At 63.9% G+C, this 22,605-nt stretch carries 17 protein-coding genes; 9 read left to right on the top strand and 8 right to left on the bottom strand.

Going from position 1 to position 22,605, the window contains the following annotated elements:
- Positions 1 to 7: 7 nt before the first annotated feature.
- From DTW89_RS07430 to DTW89_RS07400, 7 genes are all read right to left on the bottom strand, one after another.
- Positions 8 to 4,327, bottom strand: coding sequence for a glycosyltransferase (locus DTW89_RS07430; RefSeq protein WP_114655475.1), 4,320 nt, complete (start codon positions 4,325 to 4,327; stop codon positions 8 to 10).
- A 4-nt stretch (positions 4,328 to 4,331) separates the two neighbouring features.
- On the bottom strand, positions 4,332 to 4,916 hold the full coding sequence (locus tag DTW89_RS07425; RefSeq protein ID WP_114655474.1) for an acyltransferase: 585 nt from the start codon (positions 4,914 to 4,916) through the stop codon (positions 4,332 to 4,334).
- Positions 4,913 to 6,034 carry a DegT/DnrJ/EryC1/StrS family aminotransferase gene (locus tag DTW89_RS07420; protein ID WP_114655473.1) on the bottom strand — a complete coding sequence of 374 codons (1,122 nt, stop codon included), beginning with the start codon at positions 6,032 to 6,034 and terminating at the stop codon, positions 4,913 to 4,915. Before DTW89_RS07420 ends, DTW89_RS07425 begins: the two co-directional genes overlap by 4 nt.
- 14 nt (positions 6,035 to 6,048) lie before the next feature.
- Complete coding sequence (locus tag DTW89_RS07415; RefSeq protein ID WP_114655472.1) at positions 6,049 to 9,714, bottom strand: glycosyltransferase; 3,666 nt, start codon at positions 9,712 to 9,714, stop codon at positions 6,049 to 6,051.
- Positions 9,715 to 9,748: 34 nt separating this feature from the next.
- Positions 9,749 to 10,615 carry a flagellin N-terminal helical domain-containing protein gene (locus DTW89_RS07410; RefSeq protein ID WP_114655471.1) on the bottom strand — a complete coding sequence of 289 codons (867 nt, stop codon included), beginning with the start codon at positions 10,613 to 10,615 and terminating at the stop codon, positions 9,749 to 9,751.
- Between the two features lie 330 nt (positions 10,616 to 10,945).
- The gene (gene fliD, locus DTW89_RS07405; protein ID WP_114655470.1) at positions 10,946 to 12,379 is read right to left on the bottom strand and encodes a flagellar filament capping protein FliD; all 1,434 of its coding nucleotides are present in this window, start codon (positions 12,377 to 12,379) and stop codon (positions 10,946 to 10,948) included.
- A gap of 146 nt (positions 12,380 to 12,525) precedes the next feature.
- Entirely contained in the window at positions 12,526 to 13,374 is an 849-nt protein-coding gene (locus DTW89_RS07400; protein WP_114655469.1) for a flagellin N-terminal helical domain-containing protein, read from the bottom strand.
- Positions 13,375 to 13,686: 312 nt separating this feature from the next.
- Between DTW89_RS07400 and fliS the strand changes: the two genes are divergently transcribed.
- Positions 13,687 to 14,091, top strand: a complete 405-nt coding sequence (gene fliS, locus DTW89_RS07395; protein WP_114655485.1) for a flagellar export chaperone FliS — start codon at positions 13,687 to 13,689, stop codon at positions 14,089 to 14,091.
- An 8-nt stretch (positions 14,092 to 14,099) separates the two neighbouring features.
- Positions 14,100 to 14,423, top strand: coding sequence for a flagellar protein FliT (locus DTW89_RS07390; RefSeq protein WP_236637066.1), 324 nt, complete (start codon positions 14,100 to 14,102; stop codon positions 14,421 to 14,423).
- 135 nt (positions 14,424 to 14,558) lie between these two features.
- On the opposite strand, the gene fliE is transcribed toward DTW89_RS07390, so the two are convergent.
- Positions 14,559 to 14,870 carry a flagellar hook-basal body complex protein FliE gene (fliE, locus tag DTW89_RS07385; RefSeq protein WP_114655467.1) on the bottom strand — a complete coding sequence of 104 codons (312 nt, stop codon included), beginning with the start codon at positions 14,868 to 14,870 and terminating at the stop codon, positions 14,559 to 14,561.
- A 173-nt stretch (positions 14,871 to 15,043) separates the two neighbouring features.
- Between fliE and fliF the strand changes: the two genes are divergently transcribed.
- From fliF to DTW89_RS07350, 7 genes are all read left to right on the top strand, one after another.
- On the top strand, positions 15,044 to 16,741 hold the full coding sequence (gene fliF, locus DTW89_RS07380) for a flagellar basal-body MS-ring/collar protein FliF (RefSeq protein ID WP_114655466.1): 1,698 nt from the start codon (positions 15,044 to 15,046) through the stop codon (positions 16,739 to 16,741).
- Between the two features lie 27 nt (positions 16,742 to 16,768).
- A complete protein-coding gene (fliG, locus tag DTW89_RS07375; RefSeq protein ID WP_114655465.1) occupies positions 16,769 to 17,767 on the top strand; it encodes a flagellar motor switch protein FliG in 999 nt (332 codons plus the stop codon).
- Positions 17,751 to 18,482, top strand: coding sequence for a FliH/SctL family protein (locus DTW89_RS07370; RefSeq protein ID WP_201740963.1), 732 nt, complete (start codon positions 17,751 to 17,753; stop codon positions 18,480 to 18,482). Before fliG ends, DTW89_RS07370 begins: the two co-directional genes overlap by 17 nt.
- Before the next feature lie 25 nt (positions 18,483 to 18,507).
- A complete protein-coding gene (gene fliI, locus DTW89_RS07365) occupies positions 18,508 to 19,866 on the top strand; it encodes a flagellar protein export ATPase FliI (RefSeq protein WP_406560922.1) in 1,359 nt (452 codons plus the stop codon).
- A gap of 28 nt (positions 19,867 to 19,894) precedes the next feature.
- A complete protein-coding gene (fliJ, locus tag DTW89_RS07360) occupies positions 19,895 to 20,359 on the top strand; it encodes a flagellar export protein FliJ (protein WP_114655463.1) in 465 nt (154 codons plus the stop codon).
- Between the two features lie 488 nt (positions 20,360 to 20,847).
- Positions 20,848 to 21,813 carry a flagellar hook-length control protein FliK gene (locus DTW89_RS19695; RefSeq protein ID WP_236637065.1) on the top strand — a complete coding sequence of 322 codons (966 nt, stop codon included), beginning with the start codon at positions 20,848 to 20,850 and terminating at the stop codon, positions 21,811 to 21,813.
- Positions 21,814 to 22,030: 217 nt separating this feature from the next.
- Positions 22,031 to 22,600, top strand: coding sequence for a flagellar basal body-associated FliL family protein (locus tag DTW89_RS07350; protein ID WP_114655462.1), 570 nt, complete (start codon positions 22,031 to 22,033; stop codon positions 22,598 to 22,600).
- Positions 22,601 to 22,605: the final 5 nt, after the last annotated feature.

Here is a 22,605-nt window from a genome sequence, read left to right as displayed (position 1 = left end):
CGGCTCTTCAGTGCGAAACCCATGCATTCGCCCATTCCTCGAGGTGCATCCCTTCCAGCATCCATCCAGACAGCACGGCATCGCGCAGGCGGTCGCCCATGCGGGCGCTGGCGTCCAGGTCGCTGGTGTGGCTCCGTATGGCGTCCACCCAGTCCTCGAAGCGGTTGTGCACCCGGGTGACTGGCAGTGTGCCGCGGTAGGGTGTCAGGTCGCTGCATACCACGGGGACGCCGCAGGCGCCGTATTCCAGCAGGCGCTGGTTGCTCTTGCATTCATTGAGCAGGCCCGGCTCCAAAGGCGCCACGGCCAGGTCAAGGTTCAGGCTGGCCAGCTTGCGTGGGTACTGGTCAATGGAAACAGCCTCATGCAGTTCGTGTACGAAGGGTCGCAGCGGCGCGGGGCAGGCACCCAGGAACACCCATTCCACCTCGTCGGCCAGCTCATTGACCATGTCGACGAGCAGTTCGAGCCCGTCGTGGTTGCCGACGTCGCCCACCCAGCCCACGCGCGCCCGTGTGCCCGCACGCCGGCGGCAGGGCAGTCCCGTCCACCAGGCGGGCGGCAGGCGTGTGGGCACGACCCGGATGTCCGGGTGACTGCCCGCCAGCGCTTCGGCCAGGGCGTCGGTGGGTACGACGAGACGGTCCGCTAGGCCCAAGGCGTTGCGGGAGGCGACGGGTAGCCAGGTGTCCAGCTCTGCCACTTTGAAGGCCCGCGTGAACTGCGCATGGCGCCGGATGAGCGCGGCCTGTGCGTCGTTGATCGGGTGCTGCAGCACCCACGCATCAGGCTGCAGCCGCTCCAACTCGGCCAGCGAGTAGTGGCGAACGCTCACGCGCACGTCGGCCAGTCCGCCAGCCGCCATCGACAGCGCCGGGTCGACGATGCGGGCATGACCTCTGGCCTGCGTATCGGCGGCGATGGCCAGCACCACCGGCAGGGGGCGCCAGGGCAGCGGGTTCCAGTTCAGACCGGTGTCCATTTCCAGCTCGAACGCGGCGCCCTGCAGCGACAGGTTAGGGTTGTACATGGCGTCGCGCGCGATGGTGGGTAGCCATTTGCGGTATAGGGCGTCCTGCTCGCCCTGGAACCGCGCGGCCTTGGCGGCGAGCGCGGCCGTGTCCACTTGCTTCTGACTCACGCTGCCTTCGTGCAGCAGCATGGCGTGCGGAGTCCAGACGATGAGGTGGCCGCTTTCGCGCACCTTCAGGCACAGGTCCACGTCGTTGTAGGAGACCTGGAAGCCCTCGTCCAGTCCGTCAACCTGCTCGTAGAGCGCGCGGCGCACCATCAGGCAGGCGCCGGTGACGGCGCTGTAGTTTTGGTCGATCTCCAGCCGCTGCATGTAGCCGGATGCGTTGCCGTCCATGTCGATGAACGGGTGTTCCGCCGGACCGCGCAGCCCCAGCACCACGCCGGCGTGCTGGATGGTGCCGTTGGGGTAGAACAGCTTGGCCCCGACGATTCCCACCTCGGGCCGCAGCGCATGGTTGAGCATGGCGTCCAGCCAGTCTTCGTGCAACGCGGCGGTGTCGTTGTTCAGCAGCACTAAGTACTCGCCGCGCGCCGCGCGCGCGGCCATGTTGTTGATGGCGGAGTAGTTGAACGGGTGCGGGTAGCGCAGTACGCGGATGCGCTCGTCCTGCTGGGCCTCCAGCGCATCCAGCCAGGCGCAGGCGTCCGGTGCGGTGCTGGCGTTATCCACCAGCAGGATTTCGTAGTGTGGATAGCCAGTCTTTTCCAGCACGGTGCGCACGCAGCGCTCCACCATCGCGAACTGGTCCTTGGTTGGGATGATGAGGGAGACCATCGGCGCGGTCGCGTGGCCGTAGTGGATGCGGTAGCAGCCGGGCAGGCGCGAGTCCACTGCGGCGTTCTCGTAGCCGCGCGCATGCAGGTGCTTTTCGAGGGCGGCGATTTCGTGCGCGTTGCTGGCGAGCTGGGGAACGCTGGCAATTAGCAGGGGTTCGCTGACATGACCCAGGCCGTTGAGGCCGCCGGTTTCCAGCAGGCGCAGCAGTAGTTCGAACTCGGGCGCCTGCCAGTACACCGGGTCGAATCCGCCGGCCTGCAGTAACACCTCACGCTGGAACAGCCAGTGCCTGGAAATGCCGGCGGGGCACGAGAGGAGCATGTCCAGGTTGAAGTCCGGGCGGAACAGGGAGCCGAGGTCGCCAGCCTCCGTCTGGACCAGTTCGTCCGCATAGACCGCGCGGCAGCCGGGGGCGTCGAGCAGCTCCAGCGCTACCATGAGCAGGCCGCTCGGGGTGAAGGTCTCGCCAGCCTCTACGGCCAGCAGCCAATCGGCCGTGCTGGCCGCCGCTTGCGCGTTGACGGCGGCGGGCCAGTCCTCGGATCGCTCCAGCGGCACGTGGTGCGTGCCGGGCGCGAGGCCGTCGCTGTTGGGTGAAAGCACGCTCACCCGCACACGGCCCTGCAGGCCGTGGACGGCCCGCAGGCTGTCGAGGGTGTCCATGAGCTGGGGTAAACATCCTTGTGGCGCATGCACGAAGACGTGGATGCCGAAGCTGGGGGCGGCCTGCGCCAGGCGCGCTTCGACCATCCGCATCTGGGCGTCTGAATGGCACCGCTGGGCCAGCCAGTTGCGCAGCGGCGGCTCAGACGGTGGCTGGGGAACAGGCTCGGAGAGCGGATGCTCTCCCCGCAGCATGCGACCCAGCCGCTGGCCCAGGTCGACAACCTCGAACTGTTGCGATGTGTCCAGCGCCGCTACGCGCACGAGATGGTTGTCCTGGTCCCGCTGCCAGCCGAACGCGCGGATGGTGCGCTGGAAGTAGGCGTAGCGCTCCTTGCCGATGCCGGGGTTTATCCGGCCCGTATGGCTGGTCTGCTCTGCGGAAATGCGCAGGCAGGACAGGGGTTGCTCCAGGAGAGCGAGATGCCCCTGGCGCAGTAGCTGGACGTGCATTGTCATGTCGCCAAGCCAGTACACGGGCTCGCCGTCGAGCGAGAACGGCCCCCCCGCCAGAGGCAGAAGTTGCGCGCGCCTGAGCATGACGGTGCTGGGCTCGCCGATGAAGTTCAAGGTCCAGTCGGCGAGGAAGGATGTCAGGTCGGCTCCATCGATCAGCACGTCCTGGTGGAACGGGAACAGGGTAGCCGCGATGTCGGGTTGCGAGGCGCCTGTCTCGTCGATCACCTGCCGACGCGACGAGGCGATGGAAACATGCGGATGCTGGTCGAGCACTTCGGACAGGGTTCGCAGGCAACCGGGCAGCAGCAGATCGTCGTCGTAGAGGAATTTGACGTAGGCGCCGCGTGCCAGCTGGATGCACCGGCCGACGTTGGACTCCTCGCCCAGCGGATGTGGGTTGCGATAGTAGTGGACGGGTACACGAGCCGCGTTCTGCAGGTAGGGTGCGACGGCACGGGCCACGGAATCATCCGGGCAGTCGTCGCAGACCACGATCTCGAAGCTGTCGAAGTCCTGCGTCAGGGCGCTTTGCAGGGCGGCGTCGAGAAAGGTCGCCTTGTAGGCCGGTATGGCCACGGTGACCTGTACCGGCGCTGCGGCTTCGTCGTCATCGCTCGCCAGGGGCGGTTGTGGCAGCAGTCGGCTGGGATGCTTCTCTCCCGCTGCAGCTGGCTTACGGCTGATGTACAGCACGGAGCCGGGCCGGATTCCGTGCGCCTGAAATACCGCCTCGCCAAATTCGGTCTGGCTCCATTCCTCGACCGTGAATCCGCCGCTACGTAGGCGTGCCACGAAGTCGCCTTTGGCGTACATGCGCACGTGGTCGTTTTGCCCGAAACGGCGCCAACGCTCTTCCACGCGGGTTTCCGCCGGATCCTCGTCGGTCTCGGTGGCCGTGGTCAGGATGGGCACCATCAGAATGGCGCAGCCGCCAGGAGCCAGCACCCGGTGCATTTCGCGAATGGCGGCGGCATCGTCATCAACGTGCTCCAGCACGTGGGAACAGATGACGAGGTCAAAGGAGTTGTCGGCATAGACCCGCATGTCGGTCACGTCCACCCGTTCGTCGGCCAGCGGCGACGCTAGATCCGCCGAGCGATAGCCACGTCCGCCAATGCCGCGCAGCAGGTCCGACAGGGCGGGGGCGGGGGCAATGTCCAGGATGCGCAGCGGAGGCAGGCCGGGGCGCAACAGATGGCGCCGGATGAAATGCGCGTACAGGCGATCGCGGTCGGATGCCTGGCATGAGGGGCAGTTGTACTGCTCGATATTCAGCGTCTCGAAATCCGACAGCGAGAACGGCGCGTTGAACTGGCGCAGGGTCTGGGCGTACTGGTCGGGCAGGGGGAGGAAATGAGCAGCGTTCTTTCCGCAGACTGGGCAGGAGAGCATGGGGCTATGTACCGTCACGATTGAATTGAGATTCCAGTTCCAGCAGCCGCTTGGATCTGCTTTTCAGGCGTTTTACGGGGCTGCCGAAGAAAATGCCCCAGGGCGGAAGGCTCTTGTTCACGAGCGATTGCGCCCCTACGGCGGAGCCCTCCTCAATGCAAACTCCCGGCAGCACGACGCTGCCTGAGCCAATGATGACGTGGCGCCCGAGGGCCACGGTGCCTTTAGTGGTGTTCTTGTATTTTTCCGGAACGGTGGGGTTTGTGAGGCTTTCGCCGCTGTAGTCATCCGTCTGGCTGTAGATCCTGACGCCCTGGGAGAGGCCGCTGAAGTCCCTCATTTGAATGCCATGGCCGGCGGCCAGGAAACAATAACCTCCAACGTGGATGTGTGACCCGATATCCAGCCATCCGCAGCCATGGGCCGCCAGCGTGGTGAAACCATCGATACGGACGTTGTCGCCGATAGCGATGTTTTCCAGGCCGACAATCGTACAGTTCTTCGCTATCCGGACATGCCTGCCCAGTGATTTGAAGCCGGCCTTCTGAAGATCTTGCTCCGTGTAGTAGCCCGGGTCGAAGGGGTTCATGGCGCCGCCTCTGGTTGTCGCACGATGTCTGCGATGAACTTCACGGTTTCATCTTCCAGCGCTGGATACATGGGCAGGCAGATCACTGACGCCGAGGCGCGGTAGGTGCTGGGCAGCGTGTGCGGTTCCGCAGACGGCAGCGCCTTGTACATTGGGAAGCTGCTGATGGGCGGGTGGAAGTAGCGGCGGCCGTAGATGCCGTGGCGCTTGAGCAACTCGTAGAGTTCGTCGCGTGACAGCGGGTAGCCTTCTCCCACCAGGATGGGGAAGTAGGCGTGGTTGTGCTGGTGCGCCAGGCTGCGGGTGGCGGAGATGCCCTCGATGCCCTGCAGGTGGTGGCGGTACAAGGCGTCGATTTCGGCGCGCCGCTGCAGCGCCTGCGGGATGTGCTTGAGCTGCAGCAGCCCAAAGGCGGCGTTGACCTCGCTCATTTTTCCGTTGATGCCGGGGGCCACCACGGTGACCTCATCGACGAAACCGAAGTTCTTCAGGTGGTCGATGCGTTTCTTGGTGCGTGCGTCGGGACTGACGATGGCACCGCCTTCGAAGGTGTTGAACACCTTGGTGGCGTGGAAGCTCAGCACCGACATGTCACCGTGGCGCACGATGCTGCCGCCTTCGTCACAAACGCCAAACGCGTGAGCCGCGTCGTAGATGACCTTGAGCCCGTAATTGTCGGCGATGCGCTGAATTGCCTCCACGTCGCATGGGTGGCCGTAGCAGTGCACTGGCAGGATGGCGGTGGTTTGTGGCGTGATGGCTGCCTCGATCTTGGACGGGTCCAGATTGAGGGTGGTGGGGTCGATGTCTACGAACACAGGCTTGATGCCATTCCACATCAGCGAATGGGCGGTCGCCACGAAGCTGTAGGGCGTGGTGATGACCTCGCCCGTGATGCGCAATGCCTGCAGCGCCGTGACCAGAGCGATGGTGCCGTTGGCGAAAAGTGAGATGTGGGCAACGCCTAGGTGTTCCTGCAAACGCGCTTCCAGCTCCTGGTGGTAGGGGCCGTTGTTGGTCAGGATCTTGCGGTCCCAGATCTCCTGCAGGTAAGGGATGAATTCTTCCAGCGGCGGCAGGTAGGGCTCCGTGACGTAGGTGGTTGCGGGAGACGGCATGGCAGGGCCTCGGTTTAGTCGAAGATGGCGTGGAACCACGCCTCTGAATGGTCGTCCAGCACGTAGCGCCGGTGCAGCCAGTCGTTCAGGGCTTGGCCGTGCGCTCGGCGCAGTTTCGCGTCCTGGATCAGGCGGCTCAGGGCCTGGAGCCAGGCGACGTCATCGTCGGGCACGCGCAGCACGGGAGGGTTGTCGGTCTGGTACGGATAAACGTCCGAGCACACGACCGGCCAGCCCATGGCGCCGTATTCCAGCAACCGCAGGTTGCTTTTGCAGGTGTTGAAGGGGTTGTTCTCTAGTGGTGCGATAGCGATGTCCAGGTCCAGGCTGGCGAGCTTGGCCGGATAGTCCTTGTAAGAGACGAAGCCGTGAAACTCTTTGATGTAAGGGCGCAACTCGTCTGGGCACATGCCCATGAAAATCCAGTCCACCTCATCAGCCAGTGTTTGCACCACGCGCTCCACCAGACGCAGATCGCCCAGGTGCTGCGCGGCGCCAGCCCACCCAACGCGCAGCCGTTCGCGGGGCTGCGGTGTGCGCTGGAGGTGACCCCAGTATTGCGGATCGAGCGCGTTGGGCACGAGACGGATATCCCGGCAATACGGGGCATAGTAGTCCGCCAAGGGCTGGGTGGAAACGATCAGTCGGTCGCTCAACTCCAGCGCCTGCAATGTGCGGGTATGCCCCTCTCGCTGGCCGAAGACATGGTTGGGGTGCGATGCGGGCAAATCCGAAGTGAGATCGTCCATCAGTTGAACGATGAAGGCTTGAGGGTGCGTTTCGCGGATGGCGCGCAGATTGGCAATGTCCTGGTCCGAAATGGAGTGCTGAACCAGAATGCGGTCTGGTTTGAATCGCGCCACATCCAGGGGGGTCAAGACCCGGCGGCTGCTGCTTCCCGACTTGGGGGGCGCAACCACGCAGGTTTCGGCCATGCTGCGCATCTGCAGTGCGTCCAGAGGTTCGATCACGCGGTACTGCCCGGACCCGCTGGAAATCGGCTGGGCCAGCACCCGGGGGCGGGTCCGGTAGTCCTGGCTCCAGCGGTTCGCCAAGTGCATGTCCAATGCATAAGGTTTGCTGCCCGAAAGGTGCTTGCTATAGATCGGGTGCTGGCCTGCGAAGGACAGCCATCGATTGCGTAGCTGGCGTGCCTCTGCCACGACAGCCTGCGTGAGAGCCAGTGCCTGTGCGGGGTCTCGGCGCAATGCATTCACGGTCATGCCGCCGGCATGCAAAGCATTGGCCTGTGGCGTCCAGACCAACCGCCAGCCCGACTGCTGCAGGCGGTAGCCCAGGTCGGTAACTGCCTGGAAGGTCGGCGTGCAGACTTCGTCCAGTGCACCTGCTGCCAATAAGGCGCTGCGGCGAGCCATCCAGCATGAGCCGTGCACGCCGACGACGTCCTGTGCCATTTGCAGGCGGTTGTGGAGTCCGCGCTCTGTCAGGCCTTGGCGTTCCCCCACATAGTTTTGCAGCCGTGCATCCTCGCCTGCCACATGAGGGCCGGCCACCACCAAGGGGAATCGATCCTTCTGCAGTACCAGTCGGGGCGCAGCCAGGGCCACCGACTCCTGCGTGAAAAACCGGCGCAGCGCAGGCAGAGCCTGGGCGTCCAGCCATTCGATGTCGTCGTCGCATACAACCACCAGTTCAGTGCGGGCTGCATGCAGCCCCAGGTTGATGCTGCGAGCGTGGTTGTATGCGCCGCTCCCTGTGGGCAGCAGTCGCAATGGCAGCGTGTTGGTATGCGGCCAGCTCTGCACGAATTCCTGCATCGACGGCAGATCATCGTCCTGCACCAGCAGCAGCGCTTCTTCGAAAACACCCGCCGGGTAGTAGCGGATACAAGACTGCAACAGTGCCCGCAGATAGCCCTGTTGCTTGCCTGTGGGAATGATCAACGACAGCGCCGTTCCAGGGTCGGGATACTGAACCGTCCAGCATCCGAGCAGGCTGCTGGCGATCAGCTCCGTGCCGGGGTGCAGCCGTTGCAGCTCCTCTTGGGCGACGCTGAACTCCTGCGCCTCCTGGTGAGTCGCCAACTGTGGAGCGGAATGGGACAGTACCTGATCCACGTAATGCACACTGGCAGCTCCATTGAGCGCACTGCTGCGCAGCGCGAGTCGGTAGGCCGATGCGTAGCGGCCCGGATCTGGCAGCTGCATCCAGTCAGCGCAGCGCACCGCCACGATACCGCCAAGGTAGTTGGTTCCACGCAGCCATTCCAGGTTGGCGCCCCCCGTGAAGTGGGGCAAGTGCTTGTCTGCCGATAGGGCTGCGTCGTGCGCTGCATAAACCATGCGGGCACTGCTTTGGTGATAGGCGCAGGCCAGTAGCTCTATCAGCGTGTACGGCTCCAGCCGGGTACCGGCGTCCAGCAGGATGGCCCATTCATCGTCATCGTGGTGCGGCAGCGTCAAGGGCCAGGCTTCGCCCGGACCCATCCATTGCACGTCACTTCCCAGCTCCTCCGGGGTAAAGGGTGCTGCTACATCGGCATGGATCACGATGCGTCGGGGGGGCAGCCAGCTCTTGCCCAGTTCGTCCATGGTGTCGGCCAAGGCGCTCTGATCTCGGCCATGACCGAAGATGTGCACAGTGGGTGGCCGCACTTTGCCGGAGTTAACGAGTTCGGCGCAAATGTCGCTGTAAATCTCGGTAGGCGCGGCCTTGACTTTCCATGCCTCATATGACTTGCACAGCTGGTCAGTGGCTTGTGCATCAGCACGGGCGGCGCGACTCTCAGGTGTGGAGGGCAGCAGATCCTCCAGCGCGTGCAGCTGGTGGGCACTCCATGCCAGCTGCGGTGGCAGCGCAGCGGCTGCTGCCTGCGTGGTTTCAATCAGGCGGTGCAGCAAGGCGGGCGCATCCTGCAGGAGTGCAAACAGTTTCTCCCGCAATGCCTGCGGACTGTAGTCTCGTGCATCCAGAGGCGTTTGCGGTGTATTCAGGCTCGTGCCCCAGGTTTCCAGCGGGTGCCGGGGCAGGTTCTGGAGTTGGTGGTCGTTGGCCACGTACACCACCTGGCATCCCAAGATGCGTGCCTCCGTGACGATGCAGCCCGCCGCATAGGCGAATAGCACCTGCGCCCCGGCCAGCAGCTGCCAACGCTCCTTGGCGCCCACGGGCTGCTGCGCGAAGGGCGATACATCGGTCAGGGCCGCATGTTCGGGCCGCAGCTTGAACTGCGGGCCGGGCAGATGCCCCGAATACACCAGTGAGCCTTGGCGCTGCACCGCACCCGGCGCACGATCAAGCAGCGCCGTGTCAAACCAGGGCAAGGCGGCCTTGACGGTGTAGCTCTCCGTGGTGGTTGCAAGGGTTCCGGGCATGCTGAAGTGCAGCCGCGCACACGCGTCCGCAGAGCCGTCGTTATGCAGTGCGGGTTCAAAGCGCACTTGCAGGCCTGGCAGCATGGGGTCGCCGCCAGCCCGCAACTGGATGGATATGGGGGTGAGCCCCGCCATCTGGTGCGCGGCCATGGTCTGGGGCGTGAGGATAGGCGTCCACCACATGCCGTACACCGTGGGGGCAGACGTCAGGTAAGCAGGGTAGCCCGCCCGGTTGAGCTGGTGGCACAGCATATGAAGCTGCGCCGTCAAGGTGGCGCCCTCATCCAGCCCCTGTGGCGCGTGGATGTAATAAGGCGAGGGGTGGGCGGACGAAGACTGTGGCATGTGGCTTTTGTGGAGTGTTTGCAGCCGCCGGGCGTCAGCCCTGCAGCAGCTTCAGCACATTCTGTGGCAGCTGGTTGGCCTGGGCAACCATCGCGGTGCCGGCCTGCTGCAGGATTTGTGTGCGGCTCAGGTTGGCGGTTTCTGCGGCAAAGTCCGCGTCCATGATGCGGCCTCGGGCGGCGGACTGGTTCTCGCTGGCCGTGCGCAGGTAGCTGATGGTGTTTTCAAACCGGCTTTGCAGGGCGCCCAAGTATGCGCGGCGGTCATTCACTGCGGAAATCGCGGAATCCAAAGCGGCGATGTTGGCCGTATTGGCGGCGGCGGCGCTGGTGTTCAGCGCCGACGCAGCGCCGCCACTGATTGCAACTGCCGAGAACGCACCATTCCCACTCAGAGTGATGTCGGCTGAACTGATCGTGATTTGATTTTCCGTCGTTGCGTTTGCCCCGACTTGGAAGACATAGTCAGTGGAGCCGTTCAGAACACTATCACCATTGAACTGTGTGGCACTGAGCATGCGGCTGAGTTCGGCGCCCAGTTGCTTGTATTCGTTGTCCAGCTTGGAGATATCGCCTCCGGTGCCCACAGAGTTGGGGGCGTTGGAGGCTTGCACCGCCAGTTCGCGCATGCGTTGCAGCAGGTCGTTCATGGTTGACAGGCCACCCTCGGCCACTTGTGCCATGGAGATGGCATCGCCGGCGTTGCGCACGGCCACGGTCATGCCGCGCACCTGGGTGTTCATGCGGTCGGCAATGGCCAGGCCGGCGGCGTCGTCCTTGGCGCTGTTGATGCGCAGGCCCGAGGACAGGCGCTGCATGGTGGTGTTCAGGCTCGCGCTGTTGGTGGCAGTGTTGCGCTGTGCGTTGAGAGAGGCGGCGTTGGTGTTGATGGTCATCGACATGGATGGGCTCCTTCAGATTCGAAGAGATAGCTTTCCACTCGGATGCATGCGATCAGTCGGCTGCGACCGTGCCCCATGACTTGCCGGGTGTTAAGGGCAATTCTGGTGGGCGCGGCCCAAAAAAAAGCCCCGATGAACGGGGCTTTTCCTGGCTATTTTGCTAGGAGGCTGTCGGACTTGGAGCGTCGATAGCGAAAATCGGCCCCAGCGAAGGACAGTTTTTGCCGGATTTGCAGCCCCATAGCCGGGCTATGGGGCAAAAGGACGGTGAAAAATGGACCGCTGCGGTCGATTTGCAGCCGACGATTTCCAAGTCCGACAGCCTCCTAGTCAGCTTTTATTCCATTGGCTGATTTGCGAGGTCATGAAGGAGTTGAGCGAACTCATGCTGCCCAGCTTGGTGTCCAGGGCCTGGTATTGCTTGAGCATATTTTGCTGGCGTTGCTCCAGGCGAAGACTCATTGCGTCCTGGTCACTTTGGTTGCGTTTTTTGGCGGCTTCCAGTGCCTTGCTGCGGCCGGTGATGTTGCCGTCGACACCGTTGGCACCAAACACGAAGTCGCGCATGCGGGTCACAAGGCCGTCAGTGCCTGGATTGCCGGTGCTGGCAGTCAGGGTCTTCTCCAGCTTGGGCAAATCGTTCAAGGCAGCATCCAGCTTGGTGGCGTTGATGTTCAGTGAACCATCACGTTGCAGCTCCAGCCCCACATTGGTGAAGTAGGTGCCTGTGGCGTTGGGCCGCCCCAGCAAGCCGCGCAATGCATTTTGTAGCCCGGTGGCCGTGCTGTCACCCTGCAGGGGCTGTGCTGTCTTGCTGCTTTGGTCGTAGCGTGTCAGATCGGCGAGCAGGGTGTTGATTTTGTTGTAGGCCTGCTGAAAGGCCTCCACCTTGTCGCGCACAGCCTTTTTGTCGGCACTGACGGTGACTTCCACCGGAGTGGTGGAGGTTTTGAGCAGATTCAGCGTGACGCCTGGCACCACATCGGCCACCGTGTTGGTGGCCGATGTGGCCTCAATGCCATTGATGGTGAAGGTGGCGTCACTGGCCGCCACCGTGCGTGACATGCCCGCTTGCGCTGCGGAAACGGAGGCCTGGTCATAGACCAGCTTGTTCAGGGCGCTGCCCGGCGCGGGGGCCGCAGGGGGGGTGCCATCGTCGAGTACGGACATAGAAAACCCGTTTTCCTGTCCCGTTTTGGTGCCGCGCACCAGCAATTGGTCGCCGTTGCTGCCTTTGACCACCACGGCCGAAACCCCGGCGTTCGCACCGTTGATCTTGCTGGCAACGTCGGCCAGTGTATCGGTGGCTGCGATCGAGATATCCACCTTTGCTCCCGCGCCCGTGAAGCCGGTGCCGGCGGCATCCCAGCGCCCTGTTTGCAGGCTGAGTGTTCCTGCGGAGCCCATCACGGCGCCGCTGGCGAAGCTGCCAGACGCCAAAGACTGGCTGCTGGCCAGCGCCGTGACCTGAAGGGAGAAGTTGCCGGCCACGGCCGCCGTGGACACCGATCCGGTGACGGCATCCTTGTCGGTGGTGGCGAACTGCTTGCTCTGCCAGACGGACGAGCTCATCAGGCCATTGGCCGCGTCATACAGCGCCGACAGGGCCGATTTGATCTGGCCGTACGAAGAAATTTTGGTGTCGATGCTGCTGGCATTGGTTTGCAGCAGCTGCAGCGGGCGCTTTTCCACGGCCATCATCTGGCTGACAATGGTATTGACATCCAGGCCGCTACCGATGCCGGGAGATGAAATGGAAGCCATGTTTCGCTCCTGTGCCAGGTGAAGTGGGTTGCCGACGGGCTTTGTGAGCCCATCTTACGCCGTGCAGTATGCGCTGAAAAGTGAAAAAGCCGGGTGCTTGTGGGCACCCCGGCTTGGTTCTCAGGCCTGCCCCGCAGGGCTTGCCATCAGCGCAGCAGGGCCAGCACTTGCTGTGGCGCTTGGTTGGCCTGGGCAAGCATGGCTGTGCCGGCCTGCTGCAGGACCTGTGTGCGGCTCAGGTTGGCGGTTTCTGCGGCAAAGTCCGCGTCCATGATGCGGCCCCGGGCGGCGGACTGGTTCTCGCTGGCGGTGCGCAGGTAGCTGACGGTGTTTTCAAATCGGCTTTGCAGGGCGCCCAAGGAAGCGCGGCGGTCATTCACTGCGGAAATTGCGGCATCCAAAGCGGTGATGTTGGCTGTATTGGCGGCGGCGGCGCTGGCCAGCGCCGAAGTGGCACCACCGGCGGCAACTGCCGAGAACGCACCATTCCCATTCAGACTGATGTCGGCTGAATTGATCGTGATTTGATTTTCCGTCGTTGCGTTTGCGCCCACTTGGAACACATAGTTGGCGGAGCCGTTCAGAACACTATCACCATTGAACTGTGTGGCGCTGAGCATGCGGTTGAGTTCGGCGCCCAGTTGCTTGTATTCGTTGTCCAGCTTGGCGATATCGCCCGAGCCATTGGTGGCATTGGAGGCCTGCACCGCCAGTTCGCGCATGCGTTGCAGCATGTCATTCATGGCCGACAGGCCGCCTTCGGCCACTTGCGCCATGGAGATGGCATCGCCGGCGTTGCGCGTGGCCACGGTCATGCCGCGCACCTGGGTGTTCATGCGGTCGGCAATGGCCAGGCCGGCGGCGTCGTCTTTGGCGCTGTTGATGCGCAGGCCCGAGGACAGGCGCTGCATGGTGGTGTTCAGGCTCGCGCTGTTGGTGGCAGTGTTGCGCTGTGCGTTGAGAGAAGCAACGTTGGTGTTGATGACCATTGACATGGGAAGGCTCCTTGGTGGTAAGTGCGGATCTTGTCCGGTGCCAGCTGTGCCCTATGCGCCTCTGGCAACGAGTCATTTCGAAGCTCGTTGAGGTAGTTTTCGGGTGCTGGCCGGGAAACTTTAGGGTGATCGGATCAAAAAAGGTTGACCTGGCAGCGCTTTGGCGGCTTATTCGTGGCATAGCCGGGCTGCCGTAGCGCAGAGAATCTGGTTGGGCCCCGTTTTCAAAACGTTTTTTGCGGTGGAAGTCTTAATTTGGGTGCGCATATGCCGATAACTGGATCAGCTCATAACAATATGGATGGCTTTCGCATGTACACACCTCCCAGCGCCAGGGTTTCGGCTGCCTACCGGCAGGTCGATTTGAGTTCCCAGGTCATGAGTGCTTCGCCCCATGGGTTGATCAGTCTTCTGTTTACCGAACTGCGGACCTGCCTTGTAGGCGCCAGAGACGCCGTGGCGCGCAAGGACGTTACGGCCAAGGTGCGCCTGATCGGCAAGGCCAGTCGTTTGCTGGACGAGGGCCTGATTGCAGGCCTGGACATGCGCGCCGGCGGAGCGCTGGCAGAAAATTTGCACAGTTTGTATTCGTATTGCTTGGTGCGCCTGACCCAAGCCAATGCACAGAACGATGCGGCCGTGATCGATGAAGTGCTCAAGGTGCTGCAGCCCGTGATGGACGGCTGGACCGAGATCGGAAACCAGGCGCGCACATGAGTCCGAACATGCCAACAACCGTCAACGGGGCAGGGCCCGAAATGCTGATTGACTATTACAAAGCCATCGAAGACAGCAGCGCCAAGATGCTGCAAGCCGCCCAAAGCAAGGACTGGGACGGTGTGGTGCGCTATGAAGGCGCCTGCGCGGTGTTGATTGAGCAGCTGCGCTTCAAGGCGCAAGAGCACGAGCTGCTGCCCGAGCACCGCCGTGAAAAGACCCGCATCATGCAGCGCATCTTGCGCAACGATGCCCAGATTCGCTGCCTGGCCGAGCCCTGGCTGGCGCAGATGGAGCACATGTTTGAAGGCCAGCCGCACATAGTGCACTGACACGTGTGCGGGCCCTCGGGGTTCAATGGCGCTGAACCATAAAAAAGCCGACGCGTGGAGCAGTCGGCTTTTTTGTGAGTAAAAATGGGCTGTGGCGCTTATCTGGAAAGCGCTGATAGCTATGAAATCAGGAGCTCACACCTGCATGTTCATGATGTCGGTGTAGGCCTGCACCATGCGGTTGCGCACATGCAGCGTGGCCTGAAAGCCGATTTGCGCTTTCTGGATGGCCACCATGGTCTGCTCCAGGCTGACGGAGGGGTTCTCCATCTGCACTTCTTGCTGAAGGCCGGTGGCGTGGTTCTGGGCGGCGCTGACCGATTGCAGCGCGCCTTTGAGCGCCCCCGAAAACCCGACCTCGTTGCCTTCGGCCTGGGGCGCTGCGGCACGGCGCGCCAGGCCGGCACCCGTGAGGGGGGCGGTAGAGCTAGAAATGCGGAGGTCCATGGCGGTGTGGTTTGGGAAGGGGGGATGGCGCAATACTAGGCCCTGGGGCGCCGGCCATCCGGGGGAATTGATGGTCAAATGCGCGGCTTATCCAGCGAACGTCCGGGTGATGCGCCCGAATAATCGAGTCAACGCAAGGTGCGCCCGCCGTGCCTGCCCTACTGGAAAGCGAAATGTCTGCAGTTGCTGAAATCCCCGTCACTCCCCCCGCAAGCTCTGGCTGGCTGCAGCGCCTGTCGGCGCTCGACCGGGCGCAGCGCATGCGGCTGGGTGTGGGGGTGGCGCTGCTGGTGGCGGTGGCCATTGCGGCCATTGTGGTGGGCCGCCAGCCCGACTACCGGGTGCTGTTTGCCAACCTGAATGACAAGGACGGGGGCGCCATCGTGGCCCAGCTGTCGCAGATGAACGTGCCTTACAAGCACGCCGATGGCGGCGGCGCCATTTTGATTCCGGCCGACCGCGTGCACGACGTGCGCCTGCGCCTGGCCACGCAGGGGCTGCCCAAGGGGTCGGTGGCGGGTTTCGAGCTGATGGAGTCGAGCAAGTTCGGCATGACGCAGTTCCAGGAGCGGCTGAATTTTCAGCGCGGGCTGGAGGGGGAGCTGACCCGTTCCATTCAGGCGCTGTCGTCGGTGCAGGGCGCCCGCGTGCACCTGGCGCTGCCCAACCAGAACGGGTTTTTCCGCGAGCAGCAAAAGCCCTCGGCCTCGGTGCTGGTGAGCCTGCACCCGGGGCGCGTGCTCGACCGGGCGCAACTGGCGGGCATCGTGCATCTGGTGGCATCGAGCGTGCCTGAGCTGGCGCCCTCGGCCGTGAGCGTGCTCGACGACACGGGCAAGCTGCTGTCGCAGTCGCCCGACGCCGCGTCAGGCTCGGGCGTGGATGCGCAGCAGTTGCTGTATGTGCAGCAGATCGAGCAGCAATATGCGCGCCGCATCATGGACATCCTGGAGCCCGTGGTGGGGCGCAACAACGTCAAGGCGCAGGTGTCTGCCGAGGTGGACTTCAGCCAGACCGAATCCACCTCCGAGCAGCACCGCCCCAACCTGGCCGCCGATGCCAGCGCCATCCGCAGCCAGCAGGTGGTGGAAAGCAATGGCCCCCAGGGCGCTGCGCTGCCCACGGGCGTGCCCGGCGCGGCCTCGAACCAGCCGCCCGCGCCTTCTGCCGCGCCCATCAACGGCGCCAATCCGCCGCTGGCGGCGGCCAACGGCCAGCCACAGGGTGCACAGGGGGCGTTGGGCGCAGGGGGGCGGCGCGAGTCGGTCATCAATTACGAAGTGGACAAAACCGTCCGCGTGACGCGCGGCGGCAGCGGTGCCGTCAAGCGCCTGAGCGCGGCGGTGGTGGTGAACTACCAGTCTTCCGAAGACAAGGGCAAGACCGTGGCCAAGGCGCTGACGCCCGAACAGCTGGAGCAGATGACGGCGCTGGTGCGCGAAACCATTGGGTTCAACAAGGAGCGTGGCGATTCCGTCAATCTGATGAACACACCGTTCCAGGTGGATGTGACGCCGGTTACCGAGGTGCCGCTGTGGAAGCAGCCTGAAGTGCTGGACCTGGCCAAGAGCTTTGCCTGGCCGGTGGGAGCCGTGTTGTTTGCCGCGCTGGTTTTGCTGGGGCTGGTGCGCCCAGCCCTCAAGGGCGGGGCGGAGCGCCCCCGGGCCATCCCGATGGCGGGCGGCACGGTGGATGCCATGGAGGCCGAGCAGCCCGAGCGGCCCGCCTTGCCGGCGCCCACCAAAAAGGACGAGCTGCTGCCGGCGACACCCGAGCAGCTGCGCCTCGAAGATGCGCGCCTGCTGGCCAAGGAGAACCCCATGGCCGTGGCCAATATTCTGAAAACCTGGGTGAACGGCGATCCCGTCTGAGCCCGGATCTGAACGGACAACTTATCTATGGATGAGCAGGGCCTCAACGACGCCGCCATCATGCTGATGTCCCTCGGCGAGGAGGAGGCGGCCGAAGTGTTCAAGCACTTCTCGCCCAAAGAGGTGCAAAAGCTGGGCGAGACCATTGCGCGCATGCGTTCGGTGTCGCGCGACAAGGTGGACATGGTGATCAACCGGTTTTCCAACGCCGCAGCGGCGCAAAGCCTGCTGGTGTCCGACACCGGAAACTATGTGCGCGCGGTGCTCAAGCGGGCGCTGGGCGATGACAAGGCCGGGTTGCTGATCGACCGCATCTTGCAGGGCGGCGATGTGTCGGGCATCGAAAGCCTGAAGTGGATGGACCCCCTGTCGGTGGCCGAGTTGCTGCGCAATGAGCATCCCCAGATCGTGGCGGCCATTTTGGTGCACCTTGATGCAGACCAGGCCGCTGCCGTGCTGATGAATTTCACCGAACGCCAGCGCAGCGAAGTGCTGCTGCGCGTGGCCACCCTCGAAGGTATCCAGCCGACCGCGCTGAAAGACCTGAACGAGGTGCTGTTCAAGGTGCTGGCGGGGGGCGACAAGATTCGCAAAAGCTCGTTGGGCGGTGTCAAGGCGGCGGCCGAGATCATCAACATGCTGGGCGGCAACATGGACAGCGTGGTGCTCGAATCCATCCGCGGATACGACCCCGATCTGGCCCAGAAGATCATGGACAAGATGTTCATCTTCGACGATGTGCTCAAGCTCGATGACAAGGCCATCCAGTCGGTGCTGCGCGAAGTGGCGTCGGAGACGCTGATCGTGGCCCTCAAGGGCGCGGTGCCTGAATTGCGCGAGAAATTTCTCACCAACATGTCCACCCGTGCGGCAGATGCCTTGCGCGAAGACCTGGAGTCGCGCGGGCCGATGCGCCTGTCGGAAGTGGAAGCCCAGCAAAAGGAAATCCTCAAGACGGTGCGCCGCCTCTCTGACGAGGGCCAGATCGTGATTGGCGGTGGTGGCGGTGATGATGCCTTCGTCTAACCAGCGGGTGTATTCACGCTTCATCCCCAGCGAAGAGGTGGGGGATTTCACCCACTGGAAGTTCGGTGCGGTGGATGGCTCTGGCCTGGTAGAGCCCGCGCCCGACGCCGAGGCCGTGCCAGAGTTGCCGCCTGCACTTGACGAGGCGCAGCAGCAGGCCCTGATGCAGGCGGCCTGCGATGAGGCTTATGCGAGGGGCGTGGCCCAGGGTGAAGCGCAGGCCACGCTGGAGTGGCAACGCCGCATGGACGACTACGTGGCGAACCAGGGGCAAGAAGCGGCCGAGCGGATCAATGCCGTGGTGCAGTCGCTGCAGGCATCGCTGGCCGACATGCAGCAGCACATGGCGCAAGACATGCTGCACCTGGCATGTGACATTGCCCGCCAGGTGCTGCGCCACGAGCTGTCGGTCAACCCCAACGCGGTGCAGCCCGTGGTGCGCGAAGCCGTGGGCATGCTGGTGTCCGAGGGGCGGCCGGCGCTGGTGCGCCTGAACCCTGTGGACATGGAAACCATGGCGGGGTCTTTGCGCGAAGAGTTTGATGGCGCCGCCGTGCAGTGGATGGCGGACGCCGCAGTGCCAGCCGGGGGCTGCCTGGTGGAGTCGGCTGGCACAGTGGTGGACGGCAGCCTGGACAAGCGCTGGCAGCGCGCTGTGGCGGCGCTGGGGCTCGAATCGGCGTGGCAGGACGGTGGTGATGGCGATGACCACTGACACCCGTTCTGCCTGGGCCGATTTCATGGAAGACGCCCGGGAACGCGTGCAGGCCCAAGTGCCGCTGGAAACGCGGGGCACGCTCACCCGCCTGACGGGTTTGGTGCTGGAGGCTGCGGGCATTAGGGTGCCGGTGGGTTCGCAGTGCATGGTGCAGATGCCGGGCCACACACCCATCCTGGCCGAGGTGGTGGGATTTTCGGCAGACCGGGCTTTCTTGATGCCCGCTGGGGATATTCATGGCCTGTCCAGCGGGGCCAGCGTGGTGCCTGCGGCGCCTTACATTCCCATGCCCCGTCTGGGCGAGCCCCCGCGCCCGGTGCACCGCGCTGGCGTGCTGCGGCTGCCGATGGGCGACGGATTGCTCGGACGCGTGGTGGATTCGCAGGGTTTGCCGCTGGACCACGGCGGCCCGGTGCAGAACGTGGTTTCCGAGCCCATGGATCGCCGACAGATCAATGCCATGGACCGTGACCCGGTGCGTGAGCCCCTGGACACCGGCGTGCGCGCCATCAATGCGCTGCTGACCGTGGGGCGGGGGCAGCGGCTGGGTTTGTTTGCGGGTTCGGGCGTGGGCAAAAGTGTGTTGCTGGGCATGATGGCCCGTTACACCCAGGCCGATGTGATTGTGGTGGGGCTGATTGGCGAGCGCGGACGCGAGGTCAAGGAGTTTGTCGAAGACATCCTGGGCGAGGATGGCCGCGCGCGGTCGGTGGTGGTGGCGGCTCCGGCCGATGCGCCGCCGCTGCTGCGCATGCAGGGGGCCGCCTATGCCACGGCCGTGGCTGAGCATTTTCGTGACAAGGGCAAGCATGTGCTGCTGCTCATGGATTCGCTCACCCGCTATGCCATGGCCCAGCGGGAGATCGCGCTGGCCATTGGCGAACCACCGGCCACCAAGGGCTATCCACCATCGTGTTTTGCCAAGCTGCCTGCGCTGGTGGAGCGCAGCGGCAATGGGCTGCATGGCGTGGGTTCTATCACCGCTTTTTACACCGTGCTGTCGGAGGGTGATGACCAGCAAGACCCGATTGCCGATGCGGCGCGGGCCATTCTGGACGGGCACATCGTGCTGTCGCGGGCGCTGGCCGAAACCGGGCATTTCCCGGCCATCGATATTGAGCAGTCTGCCTCGCGGGTGATGCACAACGTGGTCTCGCGCGGGCATTTTGACCTGGCACGCCGGTTTCGCGCGGTGTATTCGCGCTACCAGAAGAGCCGCGATCTGGTGCAGGTGGGGGCGTATATGAGTGGCTCCGATCCGGCCCTGGACGAAGCGATCCGCCTGCAACCCCAGATGGCCGCTTTCCTGCAGCAGGACATGTTCGATGCGGCGTCCATGGAGCAAAGCCTCCACACCATGGCCGTGGTGCTGGATCACTGACGCACTGAACGATGGAGATTGAACGACCATGTCAACCCTGAACGCCCTGACGGTGGCCGTGGAAGTGGCTTCGCGCAAGCGCGATGAGGCCCGGCGGCTGTTGCAGGATGCGCAGGGGGCGCAGCAGGCCGCGCAAGACCAGCTCAACCAGTTGCAGGGCTACGCCCGGGAAACAGAAGGGCGCTGGGGAATGCGTGCGGACGCCGCAGTGCAGCCCGAGGTGATGTTCCACCACTACCAGTTCATGGACCGCCTGGGCCACGCCGTGGGCCTGCAAACAGGTGTGGTGAGTGACCACGCCAGCCGGGTGCAAGACGCCACCCGCACGTTGCTGGAGGCCGAACTGCGCCTGGCCAGCCTGCGCAAGGTGGTGGAAAAGCGCCAGCATGACCACGAGCGCCAGCAGATGCGCCGCGAACAAAAGCAAACCGATGAGCGCGCCTCGATACAGGTGCGCAATGCGATCAATGGCCCGCCGGGGCAGGAGTATTGAAAATGGAACCAACACGCATCTCTGGCCCACAGGGTAGTCAGGGCGCCCAGGGCACCCAGTCCGCGCGTGGAAAATCCCAGGCACAGCAAGCGGGTGGCCCCGTGGATCCGTCGGCCCAGGGGGGATTCCTGGCTTTGTTGGCGTCTTTGGAGAGCACGCTTCCAAGCGATGGGCTGCCGCTGGACACGGAGAGGGACAGCAGCGCTTCTCGGACGGCGATTTTGAGTTCAGACAATGCGATGGCCAGCAGCAGGGCGGATCCTGCATCACTGGCCGCCTGGCAGAGCCTGCTGGCGCCCGGGACGCAGCCAGGGGCTGCGGCGTCGGGCTCGGTAGCGGCTGGCGATGGGGGCATGTCTGCGTTGGCGGGGACCGATTGGCATGCGGCCGCCGATGGACTGGAAGCGCAGAAGGCAATTTCGAGAACTGCGGCGACCGGTTTTACGGTGGCAACTGGCAATGGGGGGGCTGTGCCTGGGGGTGGTGCCATGACCGGGTTGTCTGGGATGGCGGGTTCCGACTGGCTTGCGGCAGCCGATGGGCTGGTGGCGCAGACGGCGCTGCAGGATGGTGCCGCCGAGGCTGCGGGCGCGAAGCCTCCCAATGGCGCTGCGGTGGGCTATGGCCGCATTTTCTCGCGACACCACAATGCGCTGTCTCAGGGCAGGGGCGATGTGTCCGGCGTGGTTTCTGCAGCAGCGGCCGGCGCCAATGGGGCAGAAAAAAAGCAGGCCCTAGTCACGGCTTTCTCTGCAATGCAGGGCACTCAGGCGGTGGTGGACTCGCGGTTGGTAGGCGGGCCACTGGCCGAGGCCGGATCGCGTGGCGGGAGCAATTTGCTGGGGGACCTGGGCGGTGCGGCAGGAGCCCCAGCCCTGGATCTCTTTGCGGAAAGCCGGGTGTCCCCGCGCGGAGGCAGTGCCACCAGTGGTGACGCCGGTGGACGCCCGTCCGCAGACGCGGCTTGGGGTAGCCCGGGCGCTGTGCAGGCGGGCCCGGAGACGGCAGGCTTGGAGGGTGCCGCAGTGTTTGCGGACCCCACGCTGGCGGGGGCCGAAGAGCAGATTGCGGACCAGGTCGCCTACTGGGTGAACCAGAAAACGCAGAACGCTGAAATGACGCTGGACCGCGATGGACAGCCGGTGCAGGTGACCGTGTCGCTCTCGGGCAGTGAGGCCCATGTGACGTTTCGCAGCGACCAGGCGCAGACCCGTGAGTTGCTGGATTCGAGCATGGCCCAGTTGCGGGATTTATTGCACAACGAGGGCTTGGTGTTGGCGGGCACCACGGTGGGGACAACGGCACGGGATGGCGCTTCGCCGAACGATTCCGGACAGCGCCAGGGCCGGGGCGGTGAGCGGCGTGCGCAAGTGGTGGCGTCCGTGCCGTCCGCAGCGGTAACGGCGCGGCACAACGGCGGCGCATCTGACCGTGCGGTGGACATCTTTGTGTGATGTCCTGGCTCCGAGGCGCTGAGATTGCGGACGGGCGCAAGGATTTTTAACGCCCGCTCCCGCAGCGTTTGCGGGCTGAGGTGGTGGAATGCCGTGGTTTTGGGCTTTTATTCTGGCTATTATTGGTCGGCCCTTCGCCCAATAATGGGTTTCCAGTTGATCCTGCGTTCCTTCGGGCGCGGACGCTGTCTGCTTTCTACCCCAAGGAATTTTCAACGTGTCTGCCACTCCCCCCGCCGCCGCGCCGGTCAAGGCCAAAAGCAAGAAGCTGATCGTGATCGGCGCAGTGCTTGTCTTGCTGGTCATTGTGGGCGCTGGCGCCGCATGGTTCCTTGCCAGCCGGTCGCAGGCTGCCGAGGATGAAGAAGGTGCCGAACCAGTGCGCAAGGAGGCGGTCAAGGTGGTGCCCACTTTCCTGCCCATGGAAAACATGGTGGTCAATCTTGCCGACCCGGGTGGCGACCGTTTTGCGCAAATCGGTATCACGCTCGAAGTGTCGGACGCCAAGACGGCAGAGCAGATCAAGCAGTACCTGCCCAGTATCCGCAGCGGAATTCTCATGCTCACCTCGCAGCGCACCTCGGAAGAGCTCTTGCAGCGCGAGGGCAAGGAAAAACTGGCCGCCGATATCCTGCGAGAGGTCTCTCGCCCGCTGGGTTATTCGGTGTCGTCGGCGAAGCCCCGTCGCGAGGTGCAGGACGATGATTCTGAAGAGCCCGCTGCGCGTCGCAAGGTTGAGAAGAACCCTGTACAGCGGGTGTTGTTTTCCAGTTTCATCATCCAGTGAGCTGG

This window comes from Acidovorax sp. BoFeN1 (assembly GCF_003345135.1).
Taxonomy (GTDB): domain Bacteria; phylum Pseudomonadota; class Gammaproteobacteria; order Burkholderiales; family Burkholderiaceae_C; genus Acidovorax; species Acidovorax defluvii.
The sequence above is the reverse complement of the archived record's forward strand: the minus strand, read 5'-3'. Positions and strand labels throughout refer to the sequence as shown.

Excerpts from the sequence above, each read along its gene's own strand:
- fliG (WP_114655465.1), top strand. The coding sequence starts at position 16,769 with ATGGATGAGCAGGGCCTCAACGACGCCGCCATCATGCTGATGTCCCTC.
- DTW89_RS07420 (WP_114655473.1), bottom strand. The coding sequence starts at position 6,034 with ATGCCGTCTCCCGCAACCACCTACGTCACGGAGCCCTACCTGCCGCCG.
- DTW89_RS07400 (WP_114655469.1), bottom strand. The coding sequence starts at position 13,374 with ATGTCAATGGTCATCAACACCAACGTTGCTTCTCTCAACGCACAGCGC.
- fliI (WP_406560922.1), top strand. The coding sequence starts at position 18,508 with ATGGAAGACGCCCGGGAACGCGTGCAGGCCCAAGTGCCGCTGGAAACG.
- DTW89_RS07410 (WP_114655471.1), bottom strand. The coding sequence starts at position 10,615 with ATGTCGATGACCATCAACACCAACGCCGCCTCTCTCAACGCACAGCGC.
- DTW89_RS07370 (WP_201740963.1), top strand. The coding sequence starts at position 17,751 with ATGATGCCTTCGTCTAACCAGCGGGTGTATTCACGCTTCATCCCCAGC.
- fliE (WP_114655467.1), bottom strand. The coding sequence starts at position 14,870 with ATGGACCTCCGCATTTCTAGCTCTACCGCCCCCCTCACGGGTGCCGGC.
- DTW89_RS19695 (WP_236637065.1), top strand. The coding sequence starts at position 20,848 with ATGACCGGGTTGTCTGGGATGGCGGGTTCCGACTGGCTTGCGGCAGCC.
- DTW89_RS07390 (WP_236637066.1), top strand. The coding sequence starts at position 14,100 with ATGCCAACAACCGTCAACGGGGCAGGGCCCGAAATGCTGATTGACTAT.
- fliD (WP_114655470.1), bottom strand. The coding sequence starts at position 12,379 with ATGGCTTCCATTTCATCTCCCGGCATCGGTAGCGGCCTGGATGTCAAT.
- fliJ (WP_114655463.1), top strand. The coding sequence starts at position 19,895 with ATGTCAACCCTGAACGCCCTGACGGTGGCCGTGGAAGTGGCTTCGCGC.
- DTW89_RS07415 (WP_114655472.1), bottom strand. The coding sequence starts at position 9,714 with ATGCCACAGTCTTCGTCCGCCCACCCCTCGCCTTATTACATCCACGCG.
- fliS (WP_114655485.1), top strand. The coding sequence starts at position 13,687 with ATGTACACACCTCCCAGCGCCAGGGTTTCGGCTGCCTACCGGCAGGTC.
- DTW89_RS07425 (WP_114655474.1), bottom strand. The coding sequence starts at position 4,916 with ATGAACCCCTTCGACCCGGGCTACTACACGGAGCAAGATCTTCAGAAG.
- fliF (WP_114655466.1), top strand. The coding sequence starts at position 15,044 with ATGTCTGCAGTTGCTGAAATCCCCGTCACTCCCCCCGCAAGCTCTGGC.
- DTW89_RS07430 (WP_114655475.1), bottom strand. The coding sequence starts at position 4,327 with ATGCTCTCCTGCCCAGTCTGCGGAAAGAACGCTGCTCATTTCCTCCCC.